We start from the raw sequence: 13,836 nt of genomic DNA on the forward strand, positions 1-13,836 counted from the left end.
GCGCCGACCGGTTGCCGGGGAAGGTACGTCGCCGAGCCGCCGGGGGGAACCGCCCGGTGGACGGCTCCGCCCGATCAGGGCGCCGTCAGCCCCTCCCGGGGGACGCGCCGGGCGGCGGCGGGACCTCCGGCCGCCCCACGACCGTGCGCGGCGCGGGACCCGCGGGCGCCAGCGCCGCCCGGGCGGCCAGCACCAGCTCCAGGCACCCGGCGAAGCGGGCCTCGCGGTCCTTCTGCAGCGCGCGCGTCACCACCTCGGCCAGCGCCGGGGGTGTGTCCGGGCGCAGCGCGCGGACGTCGGGGACCGGACCGGTCAGGACCGAGGCCAGCAGCGGCGCCATGTCCGCCGCCGGGAACGCGCGGCGCCCGGTGAGCACCTCGAACAGCACCGCCCCGAGGGAGTAGACGTCGGCCCGCCGGTCCAGCGGCAGGCCCTCGAGCTGCTCGGGTGCGGCGTAGGCCAGGGTGAGCGGGGCCTCCCCGGCGCCGGTCAGCGACACCGCCGCCGCGAGGTCCTTGGCGATGCCGAAGTCGGTGAGCATCGCCTGCTCGGTGCCGTCGGCGTGCCGGCGCAGCAGCACGTTGGCCGGCTTCACGTCGCGGTGCAGCAGCCCGGCCTCGTGCGCGGCGTCCAGCGCCCGGCCGACGTCGGTGACGACCCCGACCGCGTCCTCGGGCGGGAAGGGCCCGCGTTCGCGCAGCGCGGTGTCCAGGTCCGGGCCGGCGATGTAGCGCATCGACATCCACAGCAGGTCGCCGTCCTGGCCGCGGTCCACGACGTCCACGACGTTCGGGTGGTCCAGGCGGCACAGCACGTCGGACTCCCGCTCGAAGCGCTCGCGGAACTGCCGGTGCCCGGCGAAGCCGGGGTGCAGCACCTTGAGGGCCACGTCGCGCGGGAGCGACCGGTGCCGGGCGAGGTAGACCGCACCCATGCCGCCGGCCCCCAGCTGCCGCTTGAGCAGGTAGCCGCCGACGGTGGAGCCGACCGGGATCGGCTCCGCCGTCCCGGCCGCCCGGTCGGGCTCGCGCTCGCGGGCGCGGAGGACCTCCTCCGGGGTGGGGTCGCCCATGCCGAGCAGCCGGGCGCCCGGCTCGGAGGCCGGGGCGTGGTCGTCGCCGGTGCGGTCGGCGTCGTCGAGCCCGGCCAGGTTCCAGGCCGCGGTCTCCACGGGACCGGGCGGGACGACGTCGAGGCTGGCGTCGGTCACCGTCGTCCCCGCGTCGGCCCAGGTGACGGCGCATCCGGGCGGTGCCACGGAGACGACCGCCCGGCACGCCGCGGGCAGGCTCGCGCGGCGGCGGCCCAGCCAGACCGGGTGCACGTCGACCGACGGGCCGTGCTGCAGCAGCGGCGCGAGGACCTCGGGCGGCAGGGGGAGGTCCTCGTCGACGAGCAGGACGACCGCCGGCTCGTCGGCGGGGCGGGCGTCGCGGTCGCGTGCGCGGCCGGTCACCAGCCCGGTCAGCGACGTCAGCAGGCGGCGCGCGTCGTCCGGCCCGGTCGCGAGCATCGGACCGTCGTCGGAGCCGGCGTGCGGGAGGGCGGCGAACCAGGCCCAGCCCGAGCGGCTGCGCAGCGCCGCGGCCAGGCGCAGGTCGCGCGGGCTGTGCAGCGCGGCCAGTTGCAGGGCCAGCCACCGGGCCAGCGCCAGCACCTGCTCGCGCGCGCCGGTCACCCCGAGCGCGCCCACCTCGGGCAGGCGCACCGTCAGCGGCGCGCAGCGGGCGACGGCGTGGGGTTCGAGGGAGCGCGCCGCGTCCTCGCGCCGCCGCGGATCGCCGCCGTCGGCCAGCCGGTAGGTCGCCTCCGACGGCAGGTCGGTCCAGCCGACCCGCACCTGCAGCCAGTCGGCGTCCCCGGGGCGGCGCTCCCACAGGTCGGGCGCCGGACCCTCGGTGCGGCGCAGCACGTCGGCCAGGTCGGGCGCGGCCGCCCAGCGGCGGACGCCCTCGGCCACCAGGTCCCGCTCCAGCCCCCTGCGGGCAGCCTCCAGCGTGCTGCCGAAGGCCGCCTCCCGGTACCGGTGGTCGCGGGCCGCCCGCGACCAGGGGAGCAGGCGGCGGGGCCGGGGTCCGGGCGGCGCCGACACCAGGCGCGGCGGCGGAGGGGGCGGCAGCGGCGCCCGCGGCGGCCTCCGGAAGCGGGCCACGCCGCGGACCACCGGCAGGTGGGGCACCGGCGGCGGCTGCCGCGGGTGGTGCCGCAGCACGGTGGAGGCGGCCTCGACGGGGGCGCCGACCGGCACCGGCGTCGGGGCGCCGAGCGGGCGGCCGAACAGGTGGGTGCCGTTGAGCGACCCCAGGTCCTCGGCGAGGACGTCCTCGCCGTCGGCGGTGAAGCGCACGTGCTCGCGGGACAGACCCGGGTCGTCGATCCGCAGCTGCCCCTCGCGGCCGGCGGTCACCGTGCCGTCGAGCGGCAGGCGAGCCCCCGCCGACGGCCCGATGCCGACGACGAGCTCGGTCCCGGAGACCGGCTGCGGCGCCGCGGCGGTGGAGGTGAGGACGTCGCCGTTGCGCAGCCCCAGCTCGGAGACCGGCTGGTCGACGTCGAGCGCCGTGCGGGTGCGCGCGATCCGCAGCTGCCCGCCACCGGTCCGGGACACCAGGCCCGACCGCACGAGGAGGTCGACGACCGCGCGACCCGGGGGGTCCCCGTGCACGTCGATCTCCACGAGCTCGGGCTCGTGCCCCGCCAGCCGCAGCCACACGGGGCGCACACTCCCAGAAAACGGCCTGGTCGGGACCTCGCGGCCGCGCGGTCGGGTGGCCCGCTCAGCCGACCGGGGGAGGCCGGGCCGCCCGTCAGGCGGCCGTGGCCGCCAGGGGGGAGCCCGGCCGGGGCACGTCCGGGCGGGGGAAGACCGGCCGCAGCACCGCCGGCGCGCGGAAGTGCCGCCAGCTGCCCTCCGCCTGCGCCAGCCGGTCGGCCACGGCGTAGACGACCGCCGGGTGGTGGCCCAGCCCGAGGTGGCTGGCGTGGACGGCGATGTTCTCCGCCCGCGGCCCCGGGGTCTCCAGGCAGGTCTGCCAGTGCACGATCCCGTCGGCGTGGGAGTAGATCGACGTGGCGGGCACCGGCAGCGGCGTGCACTCGCTCTCCAGCGGGAACGACACCGAGTCCACGTGCAGGTGGGAGAACCGGTTGAACACCCGGGCCGCGCGGGTCTGCGACTCGCAGGTCAGCCGGAACGGGCTGCCCAGGGTGATCACCTGGCGCACCGAGTCGGGGGTGGCGCGGGTGAGCTCGCGGGCGAAGATCCCACCGAGGCTCCAGCCGACGAGGCTGACCGGCCGGCCGTACCGGTCGGCCAGGTCGTCCAGGCGCCGGCGCATGCCGCCCACGCAGGTCGGCGTCGGGCCGATGTTGCGGCCCAGCCGCCAGCCGTGCACCCGGTAGTCCAGCCGCCGCAGGGTCGCCCGCAGCGTCCGCGTGGACGCGTCGTCGGCCAGCAGGCCGGGGAGGACCAGCACGGGGTGGCCGTCGCCGTGGGGGAGCGCCTGCAGGAGGGGGCGCGCGGCCAGGTACAGGCCGTAGTCGGCCACGGCCCGGCCCGGCTCGCTCAGGTAGAGCGGGAGTGCGGGGCCGCCGCTGGGCTGTCGTGCCACGGAGATCCTCCTCGTCGACCGGCGCTGGTCACCCGCCCGTTACCCGGGGCGGGACGGCGGGCACACCCGCCGAGACACATCCGTGTCCTCGGCAGTCCGCTGTGGCGATCGACACACCGTCGTCCCACCCGTCCCGGGCGTCGCACCACCCGGCCGGGCGGGCGCGCGGTGCTCGTGCCACGGTGACCGGGTGGACGAGACACAGGTCCCCGGGCGCTCCCTCACCGTGGAGCTCGACGGCCCGGTGCACTACATCGACTTCGGCGGTGCCGAGGCCGGCCCCCCGGTCGTGCTGGTCCACGGGCTCGGGGGCTCGCACCTGAACTGGGACCTGCTGGCGCCGCTGCTCACCCCGCACGCCCGGGTCTGGGCGCTGGACCTGCCGGGCTTCGGCCGCAGCGAGCCCGGCCGGCGGCGGGCCAGCGTGCCGGCCAACGTCCTGGTGCTCGACCGGTTCCTCCGGGAGGTGGTCGGCGACCCGGCGGTCCTGGTCGGCAACTCGATGGGCGGGATGATCTCGCTGTTCGCCTCCGCCCGGTCCCCGCAGCGGGTCCGCGGCACCGTCCTGCTCGACCCCGCGGTCCCGGGTCCCCGCCGGGCGCTGGACCCCACCGTCGCGCTGCAGTTCGCCGTCTACGCCGTGCCGTTCCTCGCCGAGCGCGTCCTGTGGCTGCGCAGGGTGCGCACCACGCCGCTGGCCCGGGTGCGCGAGCTGCTCGAGCTGTGCGGGGTCGACCCGGACGCGCTGCCCGCGGAGGTGATCGACCGGTCGGTGACCCTGCTGGAGGAGCGGCGCGACGTCGCCGGGATGGACAAGGCGTTCCTGGCCGCCGCGCGCTCCCTGCTGTGGGTGCTGGCCGATCCGCGGCGCTACCGGGAGGCGATGGCGGCCGTCTCCGGGCCGGTGCTGCTGGTGCACGGCGACCGCGACCGCCTGGTCCCGGTGGCCGCCGCCCGGGACATCGCCGGGCGGCACCCCGACTGGCGCTACGTGGAGCTGACCGGCGTCGGGCACGTGCCGCAGCTGCAGGTGCCCGGGGTGGTGGCCGATCACCTGCTCGACTGGCTGAGCGACGGCGGGCTCCTCCCGGCCGGCGAGGGGGAGCCGGCCGACCGCGGCTGACCGCGTCCGCGGGGCACGTTGCCGGTGCTCTCCGCACGTTGCCGCTCCGATCCGGCCGGCAACGTCCCGAAGCCGCCGGCAGAGTGGTCGGGTCGCCGCTGCGGGGTCGAGGGCCTCGCGGACGCCGCCCTGCCGACCCGGCTCAGCTGCCGCCCAGCGCCACCACCTCGTCCAGCCCCGCCTGCAGGTCGGCCACCAGCCCCTCCGGGTCGGTCACCGCCGTCGAGTCGACGTTGACGCCGATGCAGCACTGGCCCTCGTGCGACAGCAGCGTGATCATCGCCGCGCAACCGGGCAGCGGGCCGAAGGGGAACATCCGGACGATCCGGGAGCCGGCGACGTAGACCGGGTGCGAGACGCCCGGCACGTTCGACAGCTGGACGTCGTTGGCGCTGGTCAGCCGCCCCGAGACCGCGCCGATGACCGGTGCCGGCAGCCAGCTGAGCGTGGGCGCGAGCAGGTCGTTGAGCACCCCGGAGCTGCTGTCGCTGCGCACCGACAGCACGAACTCGCGGATGGTGCGGATCCGGTCGGCGGGGTCGGCCTGGTCCAGCGGGGCGGGGAAGCGGGCGCCGGTGAAGCGGTTGCCGCCCTCCGGGGCGTCCTGGCTGCGCAGGCTGATCGGGATGCCCACGGCCAGCGTGCCCAGCGGTGCACCGTGCCGCTCGTGGTACCGGCGGAAACCACCGACCATCGCGGCGAGGAAGCCGTCGTTGAGCGAGCCGTCGGCCGCCTTCGCCCCGGCCTTGAGGTCGGCCAGCGGGACCTCGAGCACCTCCAGGTGCCAGTCCCCGCCGCGGCTGGCCAGCAGCGTCGAGCCGGGCCCGGGCGGGGTCAGGGTGCGGCCGGCCGAGCGGGCCGAGCCCAGCGCGGAGGCCACGACGTCCCGCGGCCGCCCGGCGGCCAGCACGTCCACCCCGCGGCGCAGCAGCTCCAGCGGCGCGGAGCGGGCCGTGCCGACCAGGCGCTCGGTGAGCAGGGCGGTGCGGGAGACGTCGTCGTCGGGCAGCGGGACCGGCGGCTCGGGCCGGACCGGGTCGTGCTCGGCGGTGCGGCTGTGCAGCTTGCCCATCAGCTGGACGGCGCCCAGCCCGTCGGTCGTGCTGTGGTGGGTCTTCACCACGTAGCCGGCCCGCCCGTCGGCCAGCCCCTCGACGAGCATCGCCTGCCACAGCGGGCGGGTGCGGTCCAGCGGCGCGGAGACGAATTCCCCGACCACGTCGAGGAGCTGGCGCATCGTGCCGGGCGGGTCGAGCCGCACCCGGTGCACGTGCGCGTCGAGGTCGAGCTCCTCCACCGTCACCCACCGCGGCGTGCCGACACCCAGCGCCGGCTCCACCACGCGCTGGCGCATCCGCGGCACCATCCGCGAGGCCCACTCGTGCGCCGCACGCAGCCGCTCCCACTCCGGCGCGGGCTCGAGCAGTTCCAGCAGCGACACGTTGGCGCGCAGCCGCGGGTCGGCGGCCTCCGCCCGCCACATCGCCGTCTCCAGCGGGTTCATGTCCGGCGAGCTGCCCCAGTCCAGCGGCGCTGCCGGGAGGGGCGCGTGCTGCCCGGCGGTGGGCTCCTCGCTGACCACCGGCCGCTCGCCGCGGCCGCCCCAGTCGGTCAGGGTGCGCAGGTACATGCCGTGCACCTCGGCGGCGCGGTCGGCGACCTCCTCGGCGGACCACCCGTCGGTGGGGACCGGCGGCAGCACCCGGACCTGGACGACGCCGGGGGAGACGGTCGTGGCGCCCTTCCACATCAGCTCGCCGGTGTTGCGCAGCACGATCGGCACGATCGGCACGCCGGCCTGCATCGCGACGTGGAAGGCGCCCTTCTTGAACGGGCCGAGGGTCGGGGTGACCGACCGGGTGCCCTCGGGGGCGATCACCAGCGAGATGCCGTCGCGCAGCCGCTGCACCGCGGGCTCCAGGGCCTGCCGGGCCTGGCCGGAGTCCGCCCGGTCGACGAAGGCGACGTCGGCGAGCCGGAAGGCCAGCCCGAAGGCCGGCGTCCGCTCCAGCTCTTTCTTCGCCACGGCGGTGAAGCCGCCGCGCAGCAGCTTCGCCAGGACCAGGACGTCGAGCTGGCTCTGGTGGTTGAACAGGAACACCGCCGGGCGGGTGGTGAGGTGCTCGGCGCCCTCGACGTCGAGCCGGACCCCCGCGATCGCGCTGCCGAGCTCCCCGGCGAGGGTGATGCCCAGGTCGACCGCCTCGCGCCGCGAGCCGCCGAGCGCGCCGACCGCGACCCCGGTGGCGAAGCCGCCGAGCATGCCGCCGACCCCGGCGACGGTGCGCGCGAGGTCGGCGGCCGACGTGCGGCCGCGGCGGCGGAACCGGGCCACCGGCCAGGAGTAGTGGCGCGCGGCGGCGGCCAGCCCGGTGCCGGGGTTGAGCGCGCGCGCCCGCCCCGCGGTGCGCAGGAAGGGCACGTCCTCGTCGCCGTTGGAGTACGCGTAGCTCTGCGCCAGGTCGATGCCGTGCTCCTCGGCGAAGGCGCGCACGGCCGCGGCCTTGCCCTTGCGCCACAGCAGCGGGCCGCCGGGACGGCCGGTGCAGACGCCGTCGACGATCTCGACGGGGGAGACCAGGACGTGCTCGACGCCCAGCGCCCGGGCGGCCGGCTCCACCTGGAAGCGGGTGGCCGACGACGCGAGGACGACGGTGTGCCCCGCCTGCAGGTGGGCGGTGACCAGCCGCCAGGCCTCCGGGAACAGCGAGCCGGCGATGCCCTGCACGAACAACCGCTCGCCCAGCTCGGCCAGCTCGTCCTCGCTGCGGCCGGCCCAGGCGCGCATGCCGGCGACGGTGAACCGCTCGAAGTCCTGCTCGGTGGTGACCCCGCGCAGGCCGTTGAGCAGCAGCTGCCCGAGGGCCTGCGGGGTGACCTCCAGCGAGCGCAGGTGGTGGCGGGCGAAGGCGGCCAGCGAGTAGCCGTCGATGACCGTGCCGTCGAAGTCGAAGAAGGCGCCGGTCCGCGGGCCGGGCGGGGCGGCGTCGACGTCGGCGACCAGCTGCTCCTCGGTCCAGACGAGCGTGCGCCCCGCCCCGCCGTCCGTCCGCTCCTGCCGGGCCGTCACGGCTCCACCCCCACGTTCTCCCGCCGCGCGGCGGCGTCCAGTTCGTCGATCACCGCGACCCGCCCGACGACGTCGCGGACCTGGGCGGCCCACTCCTGCCGGCGGCGGGCCAGCTCCTCGCGGCCGGGGTCGACCAGGTCGAGGTTGGCGGCCAGCTGCAGCGCCGTCCCGAACAGCTCCCGGGACAGCGACTCGGGCCCGTGCAGCCGGCCCTGCAGCAGCATCTGCTGGCCCACGCCGCTGCACTCGGCCAGGAAGTCCGCCTGCACGACCGGCGTCCGCGGGTCCCTGGCGGCCAGCCGCTCGGCCACGACGAGCTGGGCGTCGACGAACGAGCGCAGCACGCGGTGGGCCAGCAGCAGCGGCGCCCGGCAGAGCACCTCGCGCCCGTCGGCGGTCTCCCAGCCCGGGTCGAGCCGCTCGAGCTCGGCGGTGAGCCGGCGACGGTAGTCGTCGCGCTCGGGGAAGAAGAACTCGAACTTGAGCTGGTCGCGGAGCCGGAAGGCCTCGTCCCAGCGGTCGGCCGGGTCGCGCAGCATGACCAGCTCGGCGATCGCCCGGTCCACGACGTGGTGGATGGCGTTGTTGCGGTAGAAGGCGGCGACCAGGTGCTGGCCGCGCTCGATCGAGTACACCGGCTCCTCGCCGCCCTCGTACACCGTGACGACACCCTGCTGGGCCAGCGCGGTGAGCACCCGCCGCACCCCGCCGGCGGTGTCCAGCGCGGCGCCGGAGTGCGGCCGCCCGCCCTCGGTGAGGTAGGCCAGCAGCGGCTGCAGGACCCGCTGCACCTGGGCGAGGGTGAGCGCCCGGTCGCGCACGCCGAGCAGCGCCAGGGTGACCAGCGCCGTCGCCGTCGCCGGGGTGGTCGAGTTGATGCCGACGGCGACCTGGAACGCCACCTTCTGCAGGGTGAGGCGGCGGGCGTCGGGATCGGCGGCGTCGGCGCCTGCGCGCAGGGCGGCGGCCAACGAGATCGGCTCGGCGAACCCGACGTGCACCGTGCCCAGCGGCGTGCGGACCTGCTCGCGGATGTAGGAGGCCATCCAGGACAGCCCCTCGCCGCGCTTGGCGGCGCCGCCCTGCTCGGCGGCCATCCCGCTGACCTCGCGCAGCTGGTCGTAGGTGATCGACACCGGGACGACGTAGGCGTCCTCCACCCGGCCCCGCTCGACGGCGTCGGCCACGTAGCTCAGCAGGCCGTGCCGCGGCGGGCGCAGCTTGCCGGTACGGCTGCGGCCGCCCTCCAGGTACCACTCGAGGTTGAACCGCTTGGCCAGCAGGAACGCGAAGTACTCGCGGACGGCGAGCTTGTAGACCTGGTCGTCGCCGAAGCTGCGCCGGATGAACACCAGCCCGGCGCGCTTGGCGATTGGGCCGACCGGCCAGAAGCGCAGGTTCTCCCCGCCGAGGACGTGGTTGCGCGGGAAGTCGTGCGCGGCCAGGACGTCGGCGAGCACGAGCGGGTCGACGTAGGAGCGGTGGCTGGGCAGGAACACCAGCGGGTGGCGGCGGTTGAGCTCGCGCAGCCCGTCCAGGCGGGCCGCGTCGACCTGCACGTCCCAGGCGCGGGCGTGCACGGGCCGCAGCAGGCCGGTGAACAGCTCGACGGCGACCGGGTCCATCCCGGCCACCAGGCCGTGCAGGTCCGCCACCGCCTCGGCGGCGACCTCCTCCTCGGGCCGCTCGAGCCGGGCCGCCACGGCCGCGACCTCCGCGCGGAACTCCGGGCTGTGCTCGATCGCCTCGGCCACGTGCCGCGGCACCTTCGCCCGGTCGCCCACGACCTGCCGCTCGGCCCGGTCCAGGGCGAGGGCCGCCTGGCGGGCGACGAAGGCGGCGAGGTCGCCGGTGCCGTCCCAGCGCTGCGTCAGCTCGGCCACGCTCGCCGGCTCGGCGACGACCGCGCGCGCCCGCTCGGGGTCGCGGCGCAGCGCCGCCGCCTGCAGCGGAGCCGGCGGGCGGCGCAGCAGCGAGGGGCGGGCGTCCTGCAGCCGGCTGCGGCGTCCCCGCTCGCGCGGGCCCGGCCGGCGCGGCTGCCAGGCCACGCGCACCGCCGTCACCACGGTGTCGGGGGAGGCCTGGGCCAGCGGCCCGGCCAGCGCCGTGCCGCGCAGCGGGACGACGGTGGTCCGGTCGTCGCCGGCCGGCAGCGCGTCGGCGACCAGCCGCCGCTCGACCTCGCTGTCGGCGTCGGTGAGCACGATCAGCGGGACGTCGATGTCCACGAGCGTGGTCATGTGCACCTCTCTCCGGGGGGCTCCCGGACCGTTGGCCCCGTGCTGCGCCGTCCGGCCGGAACCGCGCGAGGACCGCGGGACGCCGAGCCTGCCGGTCCGGCGTCCGCGGGGGGAAGGGCTCACCCCCGGTCGAGGGTGTCCCGCAGCGCCTCGGCCCCGCTGAAGCGGGGCTCCCAGCCCAGCTTCTCGCGGGCCTTGGCGGTGTCCATGATCACCGGACGGCTCACCGCCTCCACCCACTCGGCGACCGGCGGGAGGAACGGCAGCGACGCCATCGCCCGCGCCGCGACCTGCGCCGGGCGGGCCGGCAGCGGCACCGGGACCGCGCCGAACTCGCGGGCGACGTCGGCGGCGGTGAGCACGCCGTCGCCGGCGATGTTGTACGCCCCCGGTGGCCCGGCGGCGACGACGCACAGCTGCAGGGCGCGGCCGACGTCGTCCTCGTGCACCAGCTGCAGCGGCAGCGCCGGCACGGCCACCGGGAGCGGCACCGGCAGCCGCCGGGGCCGGCTGAACAGCGCCCGGCCCAGCGGCGCCAGCGGGCCCGGCAGCACGTCCTTGCCGCCGACGACGTTCGGGCCGACCACCACCGGTGGGCGCAGCAGGTACAGCGCCATGTCCGGCGCGTGCTCCGCCTCGGCGGCCAGCAGGTGCTCGAGCTCGGCCTTCTCCTGCGCGTAGAACAGCCGGGACGCCGGGCGCACCGGCCACTCCTCGTCGACGAGCTCGGGCAGATCGGCGGAGAACCCGTACGCGGCGACCGACGAGGCGTACACGAACCGGCGCGCGCCGGCCGCCGCCGCCGCGCGGCAGACGTTGAGCGTGCCGTCGACGTTGATCGCCCGCGCGGTCTGCCGGGAGGCGTTGCCGGTGATGAGGAACGCGAGGTGGACGACGACGTCCGCGTCGCCGAACGCCTCGGCCAGCGCGCCGGGGTCGCGGACGTCGCCGCGCCGGTACTCCATCTTCGTCCACCCGCGGGCGGCCGGGTCGAACGGGCGGCGGGCGATGCCGACGATCCGCGCGACCCGGTCGTCGTCCTGCAGCAACGGCACCAGGCCCGCGCCGAAGGTGCCCGTGGGGCCGGTGACGGCGACGGTGAGGTCGGTCTCGGTCACGTCGGCCCCGTGCAGGGGCCCGCCGCGGGCCTGCGAGCGGGGAGCGCCGGGACCGTCGTCATCGGGCCGCGGCCTTCCGCCGCTTCGGCGACGGGCGCTCCGCCGCGGTCGACGGGGGTGCCGGCTCGGCGGTCCCGGCCGCGGCCCCCAGCTCGTCGATGCCGCGGCGGATGCCGCCGGCGAGGACGTCGAGGTCGGGGAAGCCGTCGAAGTCGGCGTTGATGCCGAAGGTCATCGTGTTCAGGTAGCTGAAGATCCCGATCGACACGCGGGTGCCGCCGGCGATCGGCACGTAGGCGTGCGCCGAGCACATCCGCCGGCCGAGCACGTACAGCGGCACGCGCGGGCCGGGGACGTTCGTGGTGACGGCCTGCGAGTAGAACTGGCTGGCGCCCAGCGCCGCCCGCACCCCGAGGGACAGCAGGGTGGGGGCCACGAAGTCGCCCATCGCGATGATCGACCGGGCGTCGACCAGCTGCAGCATCTGCTTGTACTCGTCCATCTGCGCGCGGACGGACTCCAGCCGGGCGACCGGGTCGGGCTCGGCCACCGGCAGGTCGACGAACACCGCGGAGATGCGGTTGTCCAGCGTGCCGCGCTCGTGCTCCTGCCGCATCGACACCGGCACCATCGACCGGACGACGAGGCCCTCGCGCAGCGACCCGCGGCGCTCGAGCAGGTCCCGGAAGCCGGTCGCGATCGAGGCCAGGACGACGTCGTTCACGGTGCCGCCGAGCGCGGTGCGGATCGCCTTGAGCTCGTCGAACTGGGCCTCGGTCCACGCCCACCGCCGGTGCGGGCCGATCGGGCCGGACAGCGACCGGGCGATCGGGGTGGTGAGCTGCCGGGCGACGGTCGGCAGCGTCTTGACCACCGACCGGCCGGTGCCCAGCACCGACTTCGCCAGGCCGCCGAGGCGCGGGCCGCCCTCGCCGGCGGCGATCTGGCGCAGCGGCTGGGTGAGCGCGTCCTGCACCGCGCCGGCCACCACCTCGACGGTCGAGGGCCCGCGCTGCGGCGTCCAGTCCTGCGGCTCGGGGTGGGTGGCGTCCGGGGTCAGGTCGAACATCAGCTGCATCAGGTCGGTGCCGGCGACGCCGTCGACCATGCAGTGGTGGACCTTGGAGATGATCGCCCAGCGACCGTTCTCCAGCCCCTCCACCAGCCACAGCTCCCACAGCGGCTTGGCCAGGTCGAGCCGCTGCCCGAGGACCCGGCCGGCCAGGTTGCGCAGCTGCTCGTCGCTGCCCGGACCGGGCACGGCGGTGTGCCGCACGTGGTAGAGGATCTGGAAGTGCGGGTCGTCGACCCACAGCGGGCGGCCGAGCTGGAACGGCACGGGCCGCACGCGCTGCCGGTAGCGGGGCACCAGCGGCAGCTTGCTGAGCAGGAGCCGGATGACGTCGCCGTAGCTGGGGGCCGGGCCCTCGAAGACGGCGACCGAGCCCACGTGCAGCGGGGTGTTCTCGCTCTCCGCGAAGTAGAAACCGGCGTCGGTCGGGCTCATGCGGTCCACGGTCAGCTCCCTTGCCGCCCCGCCCGTCCTGGACGGGGCGCGTCACACGTCGTCGGGTGTGCGGCGAAGCCAACCCCGGTTGCCCGCCCGCCGCAATCGGAGCAACGAGCCGCCCCGGTCCGCGGTTCGGGGACGCCGGACGTGGTCCGCGTCACCCCGCCCGGCGTGCGCCGGGGAGCCCGGCCTCGACCCGGTCCAGGAGCTCGGCGAGCGCGCGGTCGACCACCTCGGTGCGGGTGAGGTTCACGCTGTGCCCGGCCCCGGGGACGACCACCAGCTCGGCGTTCCCGCCCAGCAGCCCGGCCAGCCGGCGGCCGTGGCCGACCGGGGTGAGCCGGTCGTGGGTGGCGGCGACGACGGTGGTCGGCACCCGGCCGAGGACCGGGAGCCCGGCGGTCTCGTCGTGGTCGAGGAAGGTCGCCCAGAACGCGAGCGTGACGGTGTAGGGCGTCTCCTCCAGCAGGTCCTGCACCAGCCGCACGTCGGCCGGGTCCGCGTCGTCCCGGCCGAACAGGTAGCGGCGGGTGAACCAGCGGCCGACCGCCGTCCCGCGGCGGCGGACCCGCTCGAGCAGCGGCGCCACGAGCTGCAGCCCGCGCAGCCACGGGCCCAGCAGGCGCAGCCGGCGGAACACGGTCACCCAGGCACCCAGGACACCGGTGCCGACCAGCCCGCCCGGGGAGGTGGCGAGCAGGAAGGCGCCCACCACGCGGGACCCGAACAGCTCCGGCCGCTGCCGCGCGAGCGCCATGATGCTCATCCCGCCCATCGAGTGGCCCACGAGGACGACCGGACCCGCGGGCGCGACGGCGTCCAGCACGTGGCCGAGGTCGCGGCCGGTGCGGTCGACGGTGGCGGCCGTCAGCCTGGTCCAGCCGGACCGGCCGTGCCCGCGCTGGTCCCAGAACACCAGCCGCGCGCGGTCGCGCAGCGCCGGCCGGTGGACGTCGAACTCGGCCAGCCGGGCGGTGGACCCGTGCGAGAAGACGACGGTGAGCGGGGCGCCCGCGCCCGCCTCCGCCGCGCGGCCGCCGTCCCGGCCGTCGAACTCCACGTGCAGGTCCACGCCGTCGTCGGTGCGGACGGTGCGGGACCCGGCCGGCGGGGGGCCCGGCGGGCCGGGGACGGGGGCGTCGACGCCGGGCGGCAGGGGCACGG

Annotated in this window: 8 protein-coding genes; 1 reads left to right on the plus strand and 7 read right to left on the minus strand. The window is 76.9% G+C overall.

Annotated features, from left to right (window positions below; genetic code table 11):
- Positions 1-85 precede the first annotated feature (85 nt).
- Together ACK586_RS10430 and ACK586_RS10435 are read right to left on the minus strand one after the other, a co-directional pair.
- On the minus strand, positions 86-2,713 hold the full coding sequence (locus ACK586_RS10430) for a protein kinase domain-containing protein (protein WP_409330411.1): 2,628 nt from the start codon (positions 2,711-2,713) through the stop codon (positions 86-88).
- Between the two features lie 94 nt (positions 2,714-2,807).
- Positions 2,808-3,611: an esterase/lipase family protein gene (locus tag ACK586_RS10435; protein WP_409330412.1), complete on the minus strand. Its 804-nt coding sequence runs from the start codon at positions 3,609-3,611 to the stop codon at positions 2,808-2,810.
- Between the two features lie 190 nt (positions 3,612-3,801).
- Between ACK586_RS10435 and ACK586_RS10440 the strand changes: the two genes are divergently transcribed.
- A complete protein-coding gene (locus ACK586_RS10440) occupies positions 3,802-4,734 on the plus strand; it encodes an alpha/beta fold hydrolase (RefSeq protein WP_409330413.1) in 933 nt (310 codons plus the stop codon).
- A 142-nt stretch (positions 4,735-4,876) separates the two neighbouring features.
- Here ACK586_RS10440 and ACK586_RS10445 read toward each other — a convergent pair whose 3' ends face one another.
- From ACK586_RS10445 to ACK586_RS10465, 5 genes are all read right to left on the minus strand, one after another.
- The gene (locus ACK586_RS10445) at positions 4,877-7,804 is read right to left on the minus strand and encodes an HAD-IB family hydrolase (RefSeq protein WP_409330414.1); all 2,928 of its coding nucleotides are present in this window, start codon (positions 7,802-7,804) and stop codon (positions 4,877-4,879) included.
- Positions 7,801-10,044 carry a glycerol-3-phosphate 1-O-acyltransferase gene (locus tag ACK586_RS10450; RefSeq protein ID WP_409330415.1) on the minus strand — a complete coding sequence of 748 codons (2,244 nt, stop codon included), beginning with the start codon at positions 10,042-10,044 and terminating at the stop codon, positions 7,801-7,803. The genes ACK586_RS10445 and ACK586_RS10450 overlap by 4 nt, the downstream gene beginning before the upstream one ends.
- A gap of 119 nt (positions 10,045-10,163) precedes the next feature.
- Positions 10,164-11,162, minus strand: coding sequence for an NAD-dependent epimerase/dehydratase family protein (locus tag ACK586_RS10455; protein WP_409330416.1), 999 nt, complete (start codon positions 11,160-11,162; stop codon positions 10,164-10,166).
- Between the two features lie 58 nt (positions 11,163-11,220).
- A complete protein-coding gene (locus ACK586_RS10460) occupies positions 11,221-12,669 on the minus strand; it encodes a WS/DGAT/MGAT family O-acyltransferase (RefSeq protein ID WP_409330417.1) in 1,449 nt (482 codons plus the stop codon).
- 160 nt (positions 12,670-12,829) lie between these two features.
- A complete protein-coding gene (locus ACK586_RS10465) occupies positions 12,830-13,834 on the minus strand; it encodes an alpha/beta fold hydrolase (protein WP_409330418.1) in 1,005 nt (334 codons plus the stop codon).
- Between the last annotated feature and the right edge of the window lie 2 nt (positions 13,835-13,836).

It is taken from the genome of Trujillonella humicola (assembly GCF_046233715.1).
Classification (GTDB): Bacteria; Actinomycetota; Actinomycetes; order Mycobacteriales; family Geodermatophilaceae; genus Trujillonella; species Trujillonella humicola.